At 60.9% G+C, this 18578-nt stretch carries 21 protein-coding genes; 7 read left to right on the top strand and 14 right to left on the bottom strand.

All coding sequences use genetic code 11. From position 1 onward, the window contains the following. Nucleotides 1-40: 40 nt before the first annotated feature. The 3 genes from AAIH70_RS19325 to ftsE form a co-directional block, all read right to left on the bottom strand. Nucleotides 41-775: a YdcF family protein gene (locus tag AAIH70_RS19325; protein ID WP_132277119.1), complete on the bottom strand. Its 735-nt coding sequence runs from the start codon at nt 773-775 to the stop codon at nt 41-43. Between the two features lie 70 nt (nt 776-845). Further along, nucleotides 846-1796, bottom strand: coding sequence for a cell division protein FtsX (locus tag AAIH70_RS19320; RefSeq protein ID WP_165932084.1), 951 nt, complete (start codon nt 1794-1796; stop codon nt 846-848). 100 nt (nt 1797-1896) lie between these two features. Beyond that, nucleotides 1897-2556, bottom strand: a complete 660-nt coding sequence (gene ftsE, locus AAIH70_RS19315) for a cell division ATP-binding protein FtsE (RefSeq protein ID WP_132277117.1) — start codon at nt 2554-2556, stop codon at nt 1897-1899. Nucleotides 2557-2772: 216 nt separating this feature from the next. Between ftsE and AAIH70_RS19310 the strand changes: the two genes are divergently transcribed. The 3 genes from AAIH70_RS19310 (at nt 2773) to AAIH70_RS19300 (ending at nt 4585) form a co-directional block, all read left to right on the top strand. Beyond that, on the top strand, nt 2773-3465 hold the full coding sequence (locus AAIH70_RS19310) for a hypothetical protein (protein WP_132277115.1): 693 nt from the start codon (nt 2773-2775) through the stop codon (nt 3463-3465). A 54-nt stretch (nt 3466-3519) separates the two neighbouring features. Beyond that, entirely contained in the window at nt 3520-4074 is a 555-nt protein-coding gene (gene hpt / locus AAIH70_RS19305) for a hypoxanthine phosphoribosyltransferase (protein ID WP_430035172.1), read from the top strand. 130 nt (nt 4075-4204) lie between these two features. Further along, nucleotides 4205-4585 (top strand): response regulator, encoded by a 381-nt coding sequence (locus tag AAIH70_RS19300; RefSeq protein ID WP_132277111.1) that lies wholly within the window; start codon nt 4205-4207, stop codon nt 4583-4585. A gap of 84 nt (nt 4586-4669) precedes the next feature. Here AAIH70_RS19300 and AAIH70_RS19295 read toward each other — a convergent pair whose 3' ends face one another. The 4 genes from AAIH70_RS19295 to argH form a co-directional block, all read right to left on the bottom strand. Further along, nucleotides 4670-7444: a TIGR02302 family protein gene (locus AAIH70_RS19295; protein WP_430035170.1), complete on the bottom strand. Its 2775-nt coding sequence runs from the start codon at nt 7442-7444 to the stop codon at nt 4670-4672. A 205-nt stretch (nt 7445-7649) separates the two neighbouring features. After that, nucleotides 7650-8918, bottom strand: coding sequence for a diaminopimelate decarboxylase (gene lysA / locus AAIH70_RS19290; RefSeq protein WP_132277107.1), 1269 nt, complete (start codon nt 8916-8918; stop codon nt 7650-7652). Nucleotides 8919-8931: 13 nt separating this feature from the next. Beyond that, entirely contained in the window at nt 8932-9141 is a 210-nt protein-coding gene (lptM, locus tag AAIH70_RS19285; protein WP_245519253.1) for an LPS translocon maturation chaperone LptM, read from the bottom strand. A 109-nt stretch (nt 9142-9250) separates the two neighbouring features. Next, complete coding sequence (argH, locus tag AAIH70_RS19280) at nt 9251-10654, bottom strand: argininosuccinate lyase (RefSeq protein WP_132277105.1); 1404 nt, start codon at nt 10652-10654, stop codon at nt 9251-9253. Between the two features lie 21 nt (nt 10655-10675). Here argH and tlpA point away from each other — a divergent pair, with 21 nt between their 5' ends. From tlpA to AAIH70_RS19265, 3 genes are all read left to right on the top strand, one after another. Beyond that, nucleotides 10676-11350, top strand: coding sequence for a thiol:disulfide interchange protein TlpA (gene tlpA / locus AAIH70_RS19275; RefSeq protein WP_132277103.1), 675 nt, complete (start codon nt 10676-10678; stop codon nt 11348-11350). 105 nt (nt 11351-11455) lie between these two features. Further along, a complete protein-coding gene (locus AAIH70_RS19270; RefSeq protein WP_132277101.1) occupies nt 11456-11698 on the top strand; it encodes a type II toxin-antitoxin system VapB family antitoxin in 243 nt (80 codons plus the stop codon). Further along, nucleotides 11698-12096: a type II toxin-antitoxin system VapC family toxin gene (locus AAIH70_RS19265; protein WP_132277099.1), complete on the top strand. Its 399-nt coding sequence runs from the start codon at nt 11698-11700 to the stop codon at nt 12094-12096. Before AAIH70_RS19270 ends, AAIH70_RS19265 begins: the two co-directional genes overlap by 1 nt. Before the next feature lie 4 nt (nt 12097-12100). Here AAIH70_RS19265 and AAIH70_RS19260 read toward each other — a convergent pair whose 3' ends face one another. The 6 genes from AAIH70_RS19260 to AAIH70_RS19235 all read right to left on the bottom strand — a co-directional run bounded on the left by AAIH70_RS19260 (nt 12101) and on the right by AAIH70_RS19235 (nt 16622). Further along, entirely contained in the window at nt 12101-12982 is an 882-nt protein-coding gene (locus AAIH70_RS19260) for a 3-hydroxybutyryl-CoA dehydrogenase (protein ID WP_132277097.1), read from the bottom strand. A 111-nt stretch (nt 12983-13093) separates the two neighbouring features. Further along, a complete protein-coding gene (locus AAIH70_RS19255; protein WP_132277095.1) occupies nt 13094-14023 on the bottom strand; it encodes an electron transfer flavoprotein subunit alpha/FixB family protein in 930 nt (309 codons plus the stop codon). Nucleotides 14024-14046: 23 nt separating this feature from the next. Beyond that, nucleotides 14047-14793, bottom strand: coding sequence for an electron transfer flavoprotein subunit beta/FixA family protein (locus tag AAIH70_RS19250; RefSeq protein ID WP_132277093.1), 747 nt, complete (start codon nt 14791-14793; stop codon nt 14047-14049). 184 nt (nt 14794-14977) lie between these two features. Next, nucleotides 14978-15556, bottom strand: coding sequence for a cob(I)yrinic acid a,c-diamide adenosyltransferase (locus AAIH70_RS19245; RefSeq protein WP_132277091.1), 579 nt, complete (start codon nt 15554-15556; stop codon nt 14978-14980). Next, nucleotides 15556-15756: a twin transmembrane helix small protein gene (locus AAIH70_RS19240; RefSeq protein ID WP_132277089.1), complete on the bottom strand. Its 201-nt coding sequence runs from the start codon at nt 15754-15756 to the stop codon at nt 15556-15558. Before AAIH70_RS19240 ends, AAIH70_RS19245 begins: the two co-directional genes overlap by 1 nt. A gap of 32 nt (nt 15757-15788) precedes the next feature. Next, entirely contained in the window at nt 15789-16622 is an 834-nt protein-coding gene (locus tag AAIH70_RS19235) for an SDR family oxidoreductase (RefSeq protein WP_132277087.1), read from the bottom strand. 119 nt (nt 16623-16741) lie between these two features. Between AAIH70_RS19235 and AAIH70_RS19230 the strand changes: the two genes are divergently transcribed. Continuing rightward, complete coding sequence (locus AAIH70_RS19230) at nt 16742-17722, top strand: YihY/virulence factor BrkB family protein (RefSeq protein WP_132277085.1); 981 nt, start codon at nt 16742-16744, stop codon at nt 17720-17722. Here AAIH70_RS19230 and gluQRS read toward each other — a convergent pair. Continuing rightward, nucleotides 17687-18568: a tRNA glutamyl-Q(34) synthetase GluQRS gene (gene gluQRS / locus AAIH70_RS19225; protein ID WP_430035163.1), complete on the bottom strand. Its 882-nt coding sequence runs from the start codon at nt 18566-18568 to the stop codon at nt 17687-17689. The genes AAIH70_RS19230 and gluQRS overlap by 36 nt on opposite strands. Nucleotides 18569-18578: the final 10 nt, after the last annotated feature.

Genomic DNA, 18578 nt, shown 5'->3' with positions numbered 1-18578 from the left:
GGTGAGGAAAGCAGGCTTGTCGGTGCAGCACCAATCCCTGTCAGCCGGATTTGGCCTTGGGCGTTTCGTCTTCACCGTCGGTTCTCAGCCCGCTGCCCTGGTTCATGCCGGCCCAGTCGCGCAGCATGGCGGCGGCCATCTTGCCGTATTCACCCAGCATGATGCGCAGAGCATCGGGATCGGCAAACCAGGCTTTTCGCGCAAGGTCCGAGTTGATGACCGGATAGGGAATGAAATCGGTTTCGACATCGCGGCGGCGCAGTTCATGCAGGCTGCGCGGCATATGGTAATTATTGGTCACCACAACGACCGACCGATAGCCGTGATCATGGATCCAGCGGATGATCTCGTTGGCATTGCCGATCGTGTCGATTGCGTCATAACCGATGTCGACACAGCAGGAAAACAGGTCGGTTGAGACCTGTGTGGTCTTGCGGATCTGGTTGGGGGTGGCAGAGGGGTGGGCGCCTGAAATCAGAAGCCGTTTCCCGGCACCATCCCGCAGCAGGCCGACGGCCTGATCGATGCGCTGGTAACCGCCCGTCAGCACGACGATCGCATCAGCCTTCACGCCGTCCGGCGTCTTGAGCGATGTAACCTCGTTGGCAAACCAGAGAAATCCGCCGCAGAACAGGGCGATCAGCACAAGACAGGCAAAAATGACCCAGCGCCCGAACCGGCGCAGCGGACTTCGGCGTGAAAGCCAACCTCTGCGTTTCCAGCGTCCCGGCGCTGGATGAGGTTCCTGATCGTTGTTCGTCGAACCGGGTGTCATGCTCTGTCCATAGACCGAGATTCGTGGCGAGAACAGGGCTATATTTCGGAGCCGCGTCGCGGCGCTCCCGTCACGAAGCGGGCAGGCCGTCCGAGCGGGCGGGATCGGAGCGGATCAGGTCGATCTCGTCGATCGTGCGCATCACGGTGAAGCGGGCGGTGAGGGTCGTCAGAAGAGCGATGATGACGATCGTGGCGATGATGCCGAGATAACCGCCCATGCCGATCGTGAACGTTCCGAACAGCGCTGTTGCCTGATCGCTTTCCGGTGTTGCCAGCGAACGGCTCTGCCAGAAGCTGGCGATAGCGAACAGCAATGCAGCCAATGCGCCGCCGGCGGCCGAGCCTTTCAGGCTGATCTTCAAAAAGTGCTTCTGGAATTCACGGGCAACAAAACCGCTTTCGGCGCCGACGAAATGCAGAACCTCGACGATATGCCGGTTGCTGGACAATGCACCGCGTGTGGCAAAAACGACGGTGAGGATCATCGCCGTAAAAACCAGGATGAGAATGCCGCCGCCGATCATCACGGTGGTTTTTGCCATGGAAACCAGACGGTCGACCCAGGTGCGGTGGTCATCGAGAAAGGCTTGCGGAATTTCCGCATGAAGCCGGTCGCGCATGGCCTGGAAATCGGGCGGGTTGCTTTCATCTATGGTGATGATGACGAGACGTGGGACCGGCAGTTCCTTGAGGTCCAGGCCGCTGCCGAGCCAAGGTTCGAGCAGGCGCGCGGTGGCGCTGTCGTCCATGATCGTACCGTTGGTCGTGCCGACGAAGCTCAAGGCAAGGTCACGCGCCTTGGCGAGCGCGGCATTCATGTCCAGCCCGTCATCCGGCTTTATCTGGATGGTGATCTCGCGGGAAATTTGGCTTTCCCAACTGGATGCCGTGGCGCGCACCATGCTGACGCCGCCAAGCGTCAGGCAGGCGAGAAACGACATGATGGCGATCACCACCATCAGCGCATTGCCCTGAATGTTGGAGGGCGGCAGGATCGGCCCCGTTGGGCGCACCTGCATTTCCGCGCGCCGCGGCTGCTGTTCGGGCAGGTCGTCGGTGGCGGGGATCGCCCGCTTGCTCTCCGTTTTAGGCAGGCTCGATCGCCTGATGCGCTCGAACTCATTCATAGATATCGAGCCGCCCTTCGGTGAGGATCATGCGGCGCGCATCCACCTGGTCCATCAAGGCCAGATCATGGGTGGCGATGACGACGGCGGTGCCGAGCCGGTTAAGCTCCAGAAACAGGTTGAGAAGGCGGCGTGCCATTGGTGGATCGACGTTACCGGTCGGCTCGTCGGCCAACAGGATTTCCGGCTGGTCCATCAGGGCGCGGGCAATGGCAGCACGCTGCTTTTCACCACCGGAGAGGACAGCCGGCAGAACATTGATGCGTTCGCCGAGGCCGACCCATTTCAACAGTTCGATGACGTCGTTGCGATAGGAGGATTCGTCCTTGCCGCGCACGCGCAAGGGCAGGGCGACGTTCTCATAGGTGGTCAGGTGATCGAGAAGGCGAAAATCCTGATAAACGATGCCGACGCGCCGACGCAGCATCGGCATTTCGCTGCGCGGGATCTGCGACAGGTCGCGGTCGAACATGCGGATAAGGCCGCGGGTCGGCTGCAACGACAGAAAGAGCAGGCGCAGAAGCGTGGTCTTGCCGGCACCGGAGGGGCCGGTCAGGAACTGGAAAGAGCCGCTCGGGATGTCGAACGTCATGTCCCGGAGAATTTCCGGGCCCATTCCATACCGCAAACCGACATTTTCGAAATGGATCAACCGATCGTCCCGTCCATCAGGTTTTGGTTTTCCGCGTGCGTAAACGCTGGAGGTTTACAGAGCATGAATCAACCGCGGAAAGAGGCGGTTTGAGCACCGTCTTTGCGAAGCATTAACCATTTAAATTTACTTCTGGGCGGGATTCGTTTCAATGCCCCGCTTGTCCGTGGTTCTCAACTCTCGGGGATAACGGGGCGCGAGGAGGCCGGAGAAGCCATGAGCGCATTCCGTTCACGCCAAGAGAAGACGACCGATGCCTACGACATTCTGCCGCCGGCGCCAAGCCGCAGGCCGCAGGCGCAGGGCCGCAAGGCTGGCGATGAGGTCGTGGATGCCCAATTCGTGACCGTTGGTGATACGGCACATCGCCGGGTTTTCGAAGCCGCACCGCGCAACGACAATCGCCGCACCACCCGTCGCCCGGCCGCAAGTCAACGCTCAATGCCGCCGCAGGCCGGTTTCGTTGCACGCATTGTGGAGCGCGCTGAGCACGCTCTCATGCGCATGTCGGCGGATTTCTTCTCCGCCATCGTTGCGCTCGTTTTCGTGCTGGTTTTTGGCCTTTCTGGCGGATTTTCCCTGATTGGCGGCGATAGAGCCGATGCAGCCCAAAACCGCGGTCTCGGCATCACTCATGTCAACCTGACGCCGCAGGACGCCAACGGCATGCAGGCGCTGCTGATCACCGGCATCATCGAGAATGGCGATGCCAACAGCCATCCGCTGTCGCCGATCCGCGCCGAACTGGTGTCCGGCGGCAAGGTGGTGGGGCAGACGCTTATTGCACCACCAACGGCCATGATCGGTGCCCGCGAAAGCCGCGGATTTTCGGCGCGCATGGCCTATGCCGGTGGAAAAAAGCCGGAGTTGCGGCTTTCCTTCGTCGAAGGTGATGCTCCGCGCCCCTGATTGTGCTATCGGCCCCGCTTTGAAGTCGAGCCCAACTGGCCGAAGGAGATGCCAATGCCCGTGGTCCGCGGAAAAAATATCGAACCGCTCTACACTGCCGAGCAGATTGCCGAGCGCAACCACGATATCGCAGCCAGGATTGCCAAGGGTCCGACCAAGGATCTGCTGGTCATCGCCATCCTGAAGGGCTCCTTCATCTTCGCGGCCGACCTTTTGCGCGCCATGCATGATGTGGATCTTGCTCCCGAGGTCGAATTCATCACGCTGTCGAGCTACGGCACCGGCACGGTTTCGCAGGGCGTTCGCATCGTCAAGGATATCGACAGCGACGTGCATGGCCGCGACGTTCTGCTGATCGACGATATTCTCGAATCCGGCCGCACACTGAAATTCGCCAAGGAACTGCTCTTCGAACGCGGCGCCCGCAACGTCACCATCGCCGTGCTGCTCGACAAGCGCGTCAAGCGCAAGGAAGACCTCGAGGCGGACTATGTCGGTTTCGAATGCCCGGATTATTTCGTGGTCGGTTATGGCATGGACGTGGCCTACGCGTTCCGCGAACTGCCATTCGTCGGTGTCGTCACCGGGGATGCTGAAACGCAAGCGTGACGGCCGCATAAGCTGACACAGTGACACGGCCTGTTAACCACGTTCCTTCCCCATGTGCCCGATGTTTACTCCTTGCAAAGGAAAGACTGGTCATTTGGGTCCCGAATTGAAGCACGGGAGTTATATGGACATGGCCAAGATCCTGATCACCGAGGATGAGGATTCGCTACGTCGTTTCGTGGCTCGTGCGCTGCGACTGGACGGTCACGAAACCTGCGAAGCGGCCGATGGCGCCGAAGGGCTTGCCCTTCTCGATGAAGGTCCGTTCGACCTTCTCCTTTCCGACATCCGCATGCCGGTGATGGATGGCATCGAGCTGGCGCATCAGGCATCTGCAAAATTTCCGGATCTGCGCATCCTGCTGATGACCGGTTATGCCGAACAGCGCGAGCGTGCCGACGACCTGATGACCAAGGTGATCGACGTGGTCGACAAGCCTTTTGCCCTGCCGGATATCCGCAAGGCCGTGGCACAGGCACTCGCAGTCTCTCGCGAGACAAAGGCGGCCTGAACCCTTTCAGGGTAACCGAATAACAAAAGGCCTGGAGGCAACAAGCTTCCAGGCCTTTGTCGTTCTGCGTGGTTTTCTTTGCGCTCAGCGCATTTCCAGCAGGCGTTCAAGGTAACGGCGCTCGGCCTCGCCCGACAGTGCGCCGCCCAGCTTCTCGCGGATCGCTTCCAGAATTTCACGCGCTCGCTGCACGTCGATTTCGTCCGGCACCTTCACCTGATTGCCGAATTCCGGGCCGGAACTGGAGCGCAGGCGGCCGAGCGGGTCACGGCCGTTCTGGCCGCCCTGATTGGCCATGCCTTCCCCTTCGCCCTGACCCTGGCCCGGCTGCTGGCCCTGACCCTGCATGGCCTGCATCATTTGCTGCATCATGCTCTGGGCGCCCTGACGCAGTGCGTTGAGGGCATTGCCCTGACCTTCGACGGCCTGTTCGCCCTGGCCCTGTCCGAGCGCCTGACCGGCATTGCCCATTTCTCGTTCGGCCTGACCGAAGCCGGGGCCGGGATCCATGCCGAGTTCCTTCAGGCCCTTCTGCAATTCGCCGAGCTGCTTGCCGAGACCTTCCTGCTGGGCACGCAGGTTTTTCAGCGCCTCGCGCAGCTGTTCTGCGGTCATCTGGTCGGTGGATTGCTGCCCCTGTTGACCTTGCTGGCCAGGCTGCTGGCCGCCCTGCTGGTTCTGTCCTTGCTGCTGACCTTGCTGATTTTGGCCCTGCTGGTTTTGTCCCTGTTGGTTCTGGCCCTGTTCATAAGGGTTTTCGCCCTGCTGTTCCGGGTCGCCGCGCTGCAGGCGGTCGCGCAGGGCCTGATCGAGTTTAAAGGTCTCGTCCATCAGGCGCTGCTGCTGCTGCATGATCTCGCCGAGCTTGTCGATCTGCTGGCGCATCTGGCTGTTCTGCTGCTGGCCCTGTTGACCCTGCTGGCCGCGCTGCGGGCGACCGGCCTGCATGTTGTTCATCATCCGCTGCAATTGCTGCAGCATCTGCTGGGCGGCATCGCGGTTGCCGGACCGCGCCAGATTTTCGATCTGGTCCATCATGTTCTGCAGGTCGCGCTGGCGGATGACGTTCTGGGCCTGCATGTTCTGTTGGCCCTGCGGTGCATTCTGCATGCGCTGCGCAAGCTCGTTCATGAACTGCTGCATCGCTTCGCGCAGTTCCTGCGTCAGCTTGGCGATTTCCTCGTCGGAAGCGCCCTTTTCGATGGCGTCGGACAGGTTCTGCTGCGCATCACGCAGACGTTTTTCCGCAGCCGACAGATCACCGTCCTCGATGCCGAGGGCGATTTCCCAGAGATATTCGGCGGTCTGTTTCAGCTGTTCCTCGCCACGCGCCAGTTTCATGCGGCCGTGTGCCGACTGGATCAGCAGAAAGTGGCTGAGGTTCGTAATGGTCTCGTCCGGACGGATGGTCAGTGCCTCGTTGAGCGCGATGGCCTTGGGCATCTGGCGGGTGTCGAGCGCAAACACCTGACGTTCTTCGGCAACGGCCGCCGCCAGCGGTTCGGTGAAATTGCGCGATGGCAGGACCATTTCCAGAGACGGGCTGCGACCTTCCTGCCCGGCGCCATCGGTGGCGACCAGCGTGATGCGCACGCGTTTGCCGGCGAGCGGGTGTTCGGTCAGGTTGCGGCTGGAAAGCCCCTTGGCCTCGCGATTGTTTTGACGCGGGATGTCCAGCTTGTAGTCGGGCAGCGGATAAAGCGGTTTTGCCTTGTCGTCGGTTTTTTCAACCGGCTCGATCAGCGCATGTGCCCTGGTGATCCCGTAATCGTCCTTGGCGCGGAAACCGATTTCCAACGCACCATTAACGGCGCGGCGCGGCTGGTTGTCGAAGGCGATTTCCGGTGCCTTGTCGGGTATGACGTCGAACATCCATTGCTGGCCGTTGACGCTGAGATCGCCGCTTTCACCAACACGCATCGCATAGGTGCGCGGCGCTAACGGTTTTTCGCTGTCAACGGAGGCGGTGGTCGGCGCTGCGGGCGCCGGTGCTGGAGCACCCGTAGCGGCTGGATCCTGCGGCTTCTGTTCGTTGGCTGTCAGAACGCGCGCCTCGCCACCCTCGAGCGGCGAGAAACGAACCGTTTCCTCGCCTTCGCCGCCGGTGACGCGGACGGTCAATTCCGAGTTTTCCGGAATTTCCACGGCCTGTGCGCCGGTCGATTGGCGACCCGTCAGAAATACGGGTGCCTTGCCGGTATAGCCCGGCGGTGTCAGCCAGGCATCGATGCGCAGATCGGGATTGATGCGGGCTGCGGGTGCGGAGGGTTGCAACGCATCGGTGGTCGAGCCGCCGCCATTGGAAAACGAATACCCGAAGGCTGCGACAAGGAGCAGCGCCGGCAGCGCGCGCAGGCCGTAACGGTCGTAATTGGCAATGCCGGGACGAGGCAGGCCTGCATCCAGCGCTGCGATACGCTCGGCCATGCGCGTCTGGTGCTCGCGCCAGAGCGCGCGCGAAAACGGCGTCTCGAAGGCCGGCTCGTCATCCTGCACGCTCACCGGCTGGTGGGGGAGGTTGTTGCGGTCTTCCAGCAGGCGGTCTGCATCGGCGGAACCCGGCAGGCGCAAACGTGCCAGCGGCAGCAGCGAGGCGAGGAAAGCGAAGGTGAAGAGAAAGTTCAGCGTCCAGCGCAGCCAATCCGGCGAAATGCGCATGAGGCCGAACCACGAGACGGCCAGAAACAGCGCGACGACGCAGAGCGGTGCCAGCGACAGCGGCAGCAGCCGCTCGAAAAACAGGACGAGGCGGGCGACACCACGCTTCAGCGCAACACGACGTGCCAGATCGGGCTTCAGCGCAAAGGCGCCTTTGGCAGAGCTGTTTCCGGTCTTGTCGCCCGTGTTTTCTGTTCTCATGCGGTCCGTCTCCGTCGTCGTGGCGGCGCAAATCGGTGGCGCGGGCGCTTGGAAAGCGCGATCCCTGAAAGCGCAAGGATAGCAATCTTTGTGGCGAAGACGAGGGGGCAGGGGCATATGCCCCCGCATTTTGCGCTATATCGCTCAATCGTGAACAGGCGTCACGCCAGTATCAGCGTGATACCATGTTGATATCCGGCCAGTATCAGGCCAGCCAGTCCGGGACGGAATCGAGCGCGATCAGCTCTTCATAGGTGCCGCGCGGACGGATGACGTGGAACGTGTCACCCTTGACCAGCACTTCGGGAACCAGAAGGCGGGTGTTGTAGGTGCCGGCCTGCACGGCGCCATAGGCACCGGCGGAGGAGACGGCGAACAGGTCGCCCGGCTTGGGCACAGCCATGTCGCGGTCGAGCGCCAGATAGTCGCCGGTCTCGCAGACCGGGCCGACAACGTCGGCCTTCACATGCACGGCATCCTTTTCCGGCAGCACGACGGGGCGCAGGCCGTGATAGGCCTCGTACAGCGTCGGGCGGATGAGGTCGTTCATGGCGCCATCGACGATGACAAAGGTCTTTTCGCCGGCATCCTTCACGTAGAGCACTTCGGTGACCAGAATGCCGGCATTGCCGACGATCAGGCGACCGGGTTCGGTGACGACGCGGCAATTGAGGCTTTTCAGCTCCTCGGTGACGATTTCCGCGTAAGCCGTCGGTTCCGGCGGCGGATTGTTGTCTTCGTGGTAGGGAACGCCAAGGCCGCCGCCGACGTCCACATGCGTGATGGCGTGGCCGTCACCGCGCAGCGTATCGACCAGCTCGCGCATCAGCTTGAAGGCGTCGCGGAAGGGCTGCAGCTCGGTGATCTGGCTGCCGATATGCATGTCGATGCCGGACACCTGGATGCCGGGCAGGGTTGCGGCATGCGCGTAGACCTCGCGGGCGCGCTTGTAGGAAATGCCGAACTTGTTTTCCTTCTTGCCCGTCGAAATCTTTGCATGCGTGCGGGCATCGACGTCAGGGTTGATGCGGAAGGAGACGTGTGCCTTTTTGCCAGCCTTGACGGCGCGCAGGTTCAGCACTTCCAGTTCCGGTTCGCTCTCGACGTTGAAGCAATAGATGCCGGCTTCGAGCGCGAAATCCATTTCGGCGACCGTCTTGCCGACGCCGGAAAACACGATGCGTTCGGCCGGAATGCCGGCGGCCAGCGCGCGGCGCAGCTCACCACCCGAGACGACGTCAGCGCCCGCACCGAGGCGCGCAAGCGTTTTCAGTACGGCCTGGTTGGAATTGGCCTTCATGGCGTAGCACACCATGGCGTCGAGGCCATCGAATGCCTTGGCGAAAACCTTGTAATGCCGCTCCAGCGTCGCGGTCGAATAGATATAGAACGGGGTGCCGACCGCCTTGGCGATTTCGGGAACAGCCACGTTTTCGGCGTGAAGCACGCCGTCGATATATTGAAAATGGTTCACGGATCAGCCCGGATTAGAGCAGCTTGTCGAGGATGAAAGGCTTTTCGGGAGCCTGTTCCTTCGGCGCTTTGGCGTCTTTACGCTTGTTCTGCATGTCGATCGGCGTGCTCGGTTTGTCGAGATCGCCCTTGCGACCGCAACCGGTAAGGACAAGGCCGGCAACGGCAGCGATAACCGCAACGCGGCCAGCATGACGCCCCAAATTCAGCAGCGATTTCGACATTCCCGTTCCCTTAAATCAGCATGGCGGACGACGATGTCATAGAGGGTTTCGTCGTCCTTGTGCAGTCACATTCGCGAAGTCGGGCGGCTTGCCCGGCTGTTGTTGCTTATCAGTTGCGCGCGCGCCACCAGGCGATCTGCTTGCGTACCTCTGCAGGCGCGGTGCCGCCGAAACTTGTGCGGCTGGCAACGGAGGCGTCGACGGAGAGGACGTTGAAGACGCTCTCGGTGATTGCCGGATTGATGTCCTGCAGTTCTTCCAGCGACAGTTCCGACAGATCGCAGTTCTTGCTTTCCGCCAGCGCCACGGCGCGGCCGGTCACATGATGGGCTTCGCGGAAAGGCAGGTTCACTTCGCGCACCAGCCAGTCGGCGAGATCGGTGGCGGTGGAATAACCGGCGCCTGCGGCCTGGCGCATGCGGTCGGTGCGGATGGTCATGTCGCGCATCATGCCGGTCATGGCGGCGATCGCCAGTTCCAGGTTTTCGGCGGCGTCAAACACCTGTTCCTTGTCTTCCTGCATGTCCTTGGAATAGGCGAGCGGCAGGCCCTTCATGATGGTCAGGAGTGCGACCAGAGAACCGTTGATACGACCGGTCTTGGCGCGCACCAGTTCTGCGGCATCCGGGTTCTTTTTCTGCGGCATGATCGACGAGCCGGTGGAAAATGCGTCCGACAGGCGCACGAAACCGAATTGCGGCGTCGACCAGATGACGATTTCTTCGGCGAGACGCGACAGGTGCATGGCGCAGATGGCCGCAACCGACAGGAATTCCAGCGCGAAATCGCGGTCGGAGACGGTGTCGATCGAGTTGCGGGTCGGTTCGCGGAAGCCCAGCGCCTTGGCGGTCATGTGGCGGTCGATCGGGTAAGGCGTGCCGGCAAGGGCGGCGGCGCCGATCGGGCTTTCGTCGAGATGGTCGATGGCGTGGCGCACGCGGGCGCGGTCACGGCCGAACATTTCGACGTATGCCATGCAGTGATGGCCAAACGTGACCGGCTGGGCGGCTTGCAAATGGGTGAAGCCCGGCATGACGGTATCGGCATGCTCTTCGGCGCGGTCGAGGAAGGCGGCGATCAGGGCGGTCAGCATCGCCTCGGTCTTGGCCAGTTCTTCCTTCACCCAAAGGCGGAAATCGAGGGCCACCTGATCGTTACGCGAACGGGCGGTGTGCAGGCGGCCGGCGGCGGGACCGATCAGGTCGGCCAGCTTCGCCTCGATATTCATGTGGATGTCCTCGAGCTTGCGCGAGAACTGGAACGAGCCTTGCTCGATCTCTGACATGATCGTGTTCAGGCCGGTGATGATCTTGTCTTTATCTTCGCCAGAAATGATGCCTTTTTCCGCAAGCATGGTCGCATGCGCGATCGAGCCGCGAATATCCTGGGCGTAGAGCTTCTTGTCGAAACCGATGGAGGCATTTATCTCCTCCATGATAGCATCCGGCCCGGAAGCGAAACGCCCGCCCCACATCTGGTTGGAGGATACTGCGTCCTTCGTGCCGTCAGCCATGATGCCCGTCCTGGAGTAATTATGACAGAGAAACGACCCTTTGGCCTTCCGTCTGCCAGACTGATAATGATTGCCGCCGTCGCCGGGATACTGGCGGGGGCCGTCGCGGTATACGTGACGAACATGGGGTCTGGCAATGCCACCGAGGTTGCCGGCGGCGCCTGCGAGGGTGCAATCAAGCGGGTGGCGACGGTCAAGGAACTGTCGAAGGGCGAAGTGGCAGCCATGAGCGGCGTCGATCGCCCGCGTCCGATCAGCAATCTCGTCTTCAAGGATGCGGCGAAAGGCGAGGGCGCACCTGACCTGACCATGGCCGATTTCGCCGGCAAGACGGTGCTGCTCAATCTCTGGGCGACATGGTGCGTGCCCTGTCGCGAAGAGATGCCGGCGCTGAATACACTCGAAAAGGAGATGGGCGGCAAAGACTTTGAAGTCGTCGCCATCAATATCGATACCGGCAGCGACGAGAAGCCGAAAAACTTTCTGACCGATACCGGCGTCGATGCGCTCGGTTTCTACCGTGACAGTTCGATGGGCGTGTTCAACGCGCTGAAAAAGGAAGGTTTGGCTTTTGGCCTGCCGGTTTCGCTGCTGTTCGATGACAAGGGCTGTCTGATCGGTTCGATGAACGGACCGGCCGAATGGGCGAGCGACGACGCCAAGAAGCTGGTGAATGGCGTCAAGGCGCCGATCTGACGCACCCTGAGCTTGTCATTTATTCGCCTGCCTCCTGCCGGTTCTGTATGGATGACGTCTGGCAATCGTAGTGATATGCTTCCGGAGTGCCGCCGGAGCTTAGTCATGACGCTGCAAATCCGAGATGAACGTGCCCGTGAGCTTGCCGAAACACTTGCGCAGAAACGCAATATTTCGATGACGGCTGCCGTGATCCAGGCGCTGGAAGAGGAATTGCGGCGCGAAAACGCCACCGTGCCGCTTTCGAAGCGGGCAGCGGCTATTGCTCGTGACTTGAAAGCGCAGGCTGGCCCGAAGGGTCGCAGCCTCAGCAAGCAGGAGGTCGACGATCTCTGGAGCCAGCCCTGATGTTCATCGACACATCGGTTATCGTTGCCATTCTTGCCGATGAAACCGATGCTGCAGATTATGCGCAGCGTATCGAACAGGCGCCGAGCTGCCTGACCTCCGGCCTTGTCATCCTCGAAGCGTCCATGCGCCTCGCAACAATGCTCGATATTCATCCGATCATCGTCGAAGAGCGCGTTCGTTTGCTGCTGACCGAAGCCGGTATTTCCATAATGCCGATCGACGCCGCGATTGCCACCATCGCCGTCGAAGGGTTTGCCCGCTATGGCAAGGGGCGCGGCCATCCGGCGCAGCTCAATCTGGCCGATTGCATGTCCTATGCATGCGCCAAGTCAGCTGGCGGCCGGCTTTTGTTCAAGGGTAATGATTTCTCGCATACCGACATCGTTGCCGGTTAACGCACTACCGCGTCGGAACCGGCACTTCGCCACGATAATCGTAAAAACCGCGGCCGGATTTGCGGCCGAGCCAGCCGGCTTCGACATATTTCACCAGAAGCGGGCAGGGGCGGTATTTGCTGTCGGCCAAACCGTCATGCAGCACCTGCATGATCGACAGGCAGGTGTCGAGGCCGATGAAATCGGCAAGCTGCAGCGGGCCCATCGGGTGGTTGGCGCCGAGCTTCATGGCAGTGTCGATCGCCTCGACCGAGCCGACGCCTTCATAGAGCGTGTAGATTGCCTCGTTGATCATCGGCAGCAGGATGCGGTTGACGATGAAGGCCGGAAAATCCTCGGCGACGGTGAAGGTCTTGTCGAGCGTGGTGACGTATTCCTTGGCGGCGTTGAAGGTCTTTTCTTCCGTGGCGATACCACGCACCAGTTCCACTAGCTTCATCACCGGCACGGGGTTCATGAAGTGGATGCCCATGAAGCGTTCCGGACGGTCGGTCGCAGAGGCAAGGCGGGTGATCGACAGCGAAGACGTGTTGGTCGCGAGAATGGCTTCGGGGCGCAGGACGGGACAAACGGTGGCAAAAATCTTGCGCTTGACGGTTTCGTCTTCGGTGGCGGCTTCGACGACGAGATCCATCGAGGCGAGGTCGTTGACGTCGGTGGAGCCGCTGATGCGCGAAAGGGCGGCCTTGCGCTCTTCTTCCGTCAGCTTGCCGGCGCCGACCTGACGCGCAAGCGTGCCGTTGATAGTCGCAAGGGCTGCCTCAATGCGGTCCTGCTCCAGATCGTAGATCTGGATCTTGTAACCGGCGATGGAGGAAACATGTGCGATGCCGCAGCCCATCTGGCCTGCACCGATGATGCCGATGTTCTTGATGGCGGTGGACATGTTCGCTCCTGCGTCTTTTCCGGTTCAATAAAAATGCCGAACCCTTGTCAGGGTCCGGCAGATTGTTAGCCATGCGGGTGGTATTTAGCCAGCCCCTTTTGATGCACGCGGTTAAAGCGCCTTTTCCAGCTGCGGCAGGATCTCGAAGAGATCGCCGACAAGGCCGTAATCGGCGACCTGGAAGATCGGCGCTTCCTCATCCTTGTTGATGGCGACGATGACCTTGGAATCCTTCATGCCGGCGAGATGCTGGATGGCGCCGGAAATGCCGACCGCGATGTAAAGCTGCGGTGCGACGACCTTGCCGGTCTGGCCGACCTGCCAGTCGTTGGGGGCATAACCGGCATCGACGGCAGCGCGCGATGCACCGACGGCAGCGCCGAGCTTGTCGGCTACCGGCAGGATGACTTCCTGGAATTTTTCCGAGGAACCAAGCGCGCGACCACCCGAAATGATCACCTTGGCCGAGGTCAGTTCTGGACGTTCGGACGCCGCCAGAGCATCGGAGACGAAGCTGGAGAGACCGGAATTGCCGGCGCCGCTCACGTTTTCGACCGATGCCGAACCGCCTTCAGCCGTTGCCGCAAAGGATGCGGTGCGCACGGTGATGACCTTTTTCGCATCAGCCGACTGGACCGTCTGGATGGCGTTGCCTGCATAGATCGGGCGCTTGAACGTATCGGCCGAGACGACCTCGACGATTTCCGAGATCTGAGCGACGTCAAGCAGGGCTGCGACGCGCGGCAGGACGTTCTTTACCGAAACCGAAGCAGGTCCGAGGATCACGTCATAGGCGGGGGCCAGCGACACGATCAGATCGGCCAGCGGCTCGGCGAGATTGTTGGCGTAGGCCGCATCGTCAGCCAGCAGAACTTTTGCGGCGCCCGAAAGCTTTGCAGCCGCATCGGCGGCAGCCTTGGCGCTGGAACCGGCGACTAGTACGTGAACTTCGGCGCCGATCTGGCTTGCTGCGGTCAGTGCCTTGGCGGTCTGGTCGTTGAGGCTGGCATTGTCGTGTTCGGCGAGAAGAAGAATGGTCATTGTTTCTATTCCTTTCCTTACCGTTAGATCACGCCAGCGGTCTTGAGGCTGGAAACCAGCTCTTCAACCGACTTGACCTTGATACCGGCCTTGCGGCCACCCGGCTCTTCCGTCTTCAGAACTTTCAGGCGCGGCGTGACATCGACGCCGAAATCGGCAGGCGTCTTCTTGTCGAGCGGCTTCTTCTTCGCCTTCATGATGTTCGGCAGCGAAGCGTAACGGGGCTCGTTGAGGCGCAGGTCGGAGGTGACGATGGCCGGCAGCTTGACGTCGATCGTCTGCAAGCCGCCATCGACTTCGCGGGTGACGGTCGCCTTGTCGGCGGAGAGCTCGATCTTGGAGGCGAAGGTGGCCTGGCCCCAGTTGAGAAGGGCTGCCAGCATCTGGCCGGTCTGGTTGCTGTCGTCATCGATCGCCTGCTTGCCGACGATGACGAGGCCTGGGCTTTCAGCCTCGACCACGCCCTTCAGCAGCTTGGCGACGGCGAGCGGCTCGACGGCTTCGTCGGTCTCGATCAGGATGCCGCGATCGGCGCCCATGGCGAGCGCGGTGCGGATGGTTTCTTCCGCCTTGGCCGGGCCGATCGATACGATGACGATCTCTTCCGCCTTGCCGGCTTCCTTCAGACGCAGTGCTTCCTCGACGGAAATTTCGTCGAACGGGTTCATCGACATCTTCACGTTGGTCAGTTCGACGCCCGTGTTGTCCGGTTTGACCCGAATCTTCACGTTGTAATCGACCACACGTTTTACCGGCACAAGGATCTTCATGGCTTCCTTCCTTTGGACATCACGCCGCCGCAAGATGCGACGTCTCCCACGCGTTCAGTTGTCAATCGGCGACATGGGTAAGCATTTTTTTAGCCGAACACAATGTGGTTGTCCGACATCGGGCGTGTCGATTTGTCATAGCACCATTCCATGTTTCAGCGTCAGCGGGTGACGGCCGTGCGGTTCAGCGATTTTGCCCCGGCACCCATAAGATATCGGCCTTGCCGCCGCCATTGGCATAACGGGCGGCCACGAACAGGAAGTCCGACAGCCGGTTGATATATTTCAGCGCCGGTTCGCTGACGACTTCGTCTGCCTGCTGTGCCAGTGCCACCATGATGCGTTCCGCCCGCCGCGATGTCGCACGCGCGACATGCAGGTTGGCCGCGGCCGGGCTGCCGCCGGGCAGGACAAAGGATGTCAGCGGATCAAGGCTTTCGTTCAGCCGGTCGATTTCCACCTCCAGCCGGTCCACCTGCAACTGCACGATGCGCAGCGGCTCGTATTTCGGAACCTCGCCGGTATCGGGTGTGGCAAGGTCGGCGCCGAGGTCGAAAAGGTCATTCTGGATGCGAAAAAGCATCGGGTCGAGCGTGGACATGGCGCCGGTGTGGAGCCGTGCCATGCCGAGCAGCGAATTGGTCTCATCGACGGTGCCATAGGCTTCGACGCGCAGGTCGTGCTTGAAACGGCGCGGGCCATCCACGAGGCCGGTCGTGCCATTGTCGCCGGTGCGGGTATAGATCTTGTTGAGTTTGACCATCAGTCGCGTCCACCGCCGGAAAGCCAGAGTGTGAGCATGATCAGGCCGATGGCGACCGCCTGCAAAAGCACGCGCAACTGCATCAGCTTGTTGGAGCGGTTGGCATCCTGCCCCTTGACCATGTTGAACAGGCCGCGGATCAACACGAGCACGACAAGGCCCATGACGATCACCGTCAGCACGGTGGTAAAACTGGACATTTTTCCGCCTCCCGGTTTTTTATCGTTCTTGTTCAGTCAAAGCGGCGCATCAGCCGGTAGAAAAGATCCGCAGGCAAAAGCCATTTCAGAAAAATGCCCTGCTTTGCCGGTTTGGTGACGAGATAATGTGGCTTTGGCCGTGGGGCGGTCAAGGCATGCACCAGCACCTTGTGCACGGCTTCCGGCCCAAGCTTGTGGCGGTTCACCGGGCCTGAGCCATCAAGACGGGAAAGCTGGCGTTTGTATTCCTGCGCATGTGCGGAATTTTCGAGATCAATATTTTTGCGCACCGCCTCAAGGGCGTTGGCGGTGAAGCGCGAGGCGATCGGCCCCGGTTCGATCAGGCTGACATGGATGCCGGAACCGTGAAGCTCCATGCGCATCGTCACCGTCAGACCTTCGAGCGCAAATTTGGAGGCGTTGTAGGCGCCGCGATAACGATAGGGGATGAGGCCGAGAATGGAGGAGCAGTTGACGATGCGGCCGTGGCCCTGTGCGCGCATGACCGGGATCACCCGTCGCGTCAGTTCATGCCAGCCGAAAAAATTGGTTTCAAACTGCAGGCGCAGCACGTCGGTGGTCAAATCCTCTACTGCGCCCGGCTGGCCATAGGCGCCGTTGTTGAACAGCGCATCGATGCGACCGCCGGTGCGGGCCAGGACGGTTTCCACCAGTGCCGCGATCGTGTCCGTCCGGGTGTAGTCCATCAGCAGGGCTTCGATGCCATCGGCTTCGAGTGGCGCAAGGTCTTCGGCACTGCGCACGGTGGCGAAGACCCGCCAGCCTTCGGCTTTCAAAGCGCGTGCGCAATAGGCGCCAATGCCGGACGAGCAGCCGGTGACGATGATTGAGCGCCGCTCGGCCATGCTGTTCAAACCTTCTTGGCTATGGAGGACGATGCGTCCTGTACAATGGGCAGGGATTTCCCATATTTCACGGGTGAAGACAACGGAGCGGTCAAGGCTGGAAAGCCGGGCTGGAGAGAATGCGCAAAACCGCCTGGTACAGCCTTGCCTATACGGTGCTGTCGGATGCCTATAACCATTTTCATGAGGACGATGGCTGGGCGATGGCAAGCCATGTGGCCCTGTCCGGTCTTTTGGCGCTGTTTCCGTTCCTGATCTTTGGGACGGCGCTTGCCGGTTTTCTCGGTGCCAGTTCGTTTTCCTCGATTTCCGTGCATCTGCTCTTCGATGCATGGCCGGCGGAAATTGCCGATCCGCTGCAGGCCGAAATCCAGCGTGTTCTGGAAATCCCGCGCGGTGGCTTGCTGACGGTCTCCGTGCTGGCGGCCGCTTATTTTGCGTCCAATGGCGTGGAGGCGTTGCGTATCTCGCTCAACCGCGCCTACCGCGTCAGCGAAACCCGCACCTGGTATGTTACTCGCCTTGCCAGCCTCGGTTATGTGGTCGTGGTCGTTGTCGTGTTTGCGGCGATCAGTATTCTTCTCGTTGCCGTTCCTGTGGCGCTGCGGTTCGCGGGCACGCGATTTCCGCAATTGCAGGAATGGCTCGGCGGCCTGATGAATTACAGCACCTACGGTATCTACGGCACGGTGGCGATCGTGGTGATCGGGTTGATCGCCTCGCACAAATGGCTGCCGGCCGGCAGTCGGCGTCTGGTGGATATTCTGCCGGGAGCGCTTCTCACCATTCTCTGCTGGGCGGTCGGCGCTTTCGTCTTCGCGTCCTACATCTCGACCTTTGCCACCTATGCCGCCACCTATGCCGGTCTGGCCTCCGTGATGATCGTGCTGGTGTTTCTCTATATGGTCGGCGTGATCTTCATGCTGGGCGCGGAGGTGAATGCGGCGCTGATGAAATACCGGGTCTATTCGGTGGTGACCCATCACCTGCGCACAGGGGAAATGCCGGGTGATGTGAGCGGTGCCGGTGGTCGAGATCCGGCGGATGCCGGCCCGGAGCAAAGCCTAGAGGCCAACAAGACGGCGGATATCGGCCGCTGACATGCCTTGTTCGCGCAAGTGCGCAAGCCCGGTGGAGCCGCTGCTCTTCGAGAGTTTTTTTCCGTCTTCATCCATCAGCAGCCGGTGATGATGGTAGAGCGGCTGCGGCAGAGCGAGCAAGGTCTGCAAAAGCCGGTGCACGGATGTGGCGTGAAACAGGTCGAGACCGCGCACCACATGGGTGATGCCCTGAAGCGCGTCGTCGATCACCACCGACAGATGATAGCTGGAGGGTGCATCCGAGCGCGACAGGATGACATCGCCCCATGCCGCCGGATCAGCCGGGATTTCTCCGTGCGCGCCGTCGCCGGTTTCCTGCCAGTTCAGGGGCGTGTTCACCAGAGCGAGCGCCTTTTGCATATCCAGTCGCCATGCGTGGCGAATACCTTTTTCGATCAGCGACTGACGCTCGTCCGTGGAGCGGAGCTTGTCTGTTTCAGGATAAAGAGGCGAACCATCCGGATCGCGTGGCCACGCCTTGCCTGTCTTTTCGTGCTCAGCAACGATTGCCTTGACTTCACCACGGGTCAGAAACGCCGGATAGACCACGCCCATTTTATCAAGCTGTGTTAATGCATCGGCATAGGCGTCAAAATGGTCAGACTGCCGGCGCACCGGCTGTTCCCATGCCAGGCCAAGCCACGTCAGGTCATCATGGATGGCCTGTTCGTATTGCGGCGTGCAGCGGGTGAGGTCGATATCCTCGATTCGCAGCAGAAAACGGCCGCCGGCTTCTTTCGCCATGTCGTGGTTGAGCATAGCCGACAGGGCGTGGCCGAGGTGGAGCAGGCCATTCGGGCTTGGCGCGAAACGGAAAACCGGTTTTGGGTGGACATTCGAAGGCATGCGCGATTTG

This window comes from Neorhizobium sp. BT27B, from assembly GCF_050455485.1.
Classification (GTDB): Bacteria; Pseudomonadota; Alphaproteobacteria; order Rhizobiales; family Rhizobiaceae; genus Neorhizobium.
The sequence above is the reverse complement of the archived record's forward strand: the minus strand, read 5'-3'. Positions and strand labels throughout refer to the sequence as shown.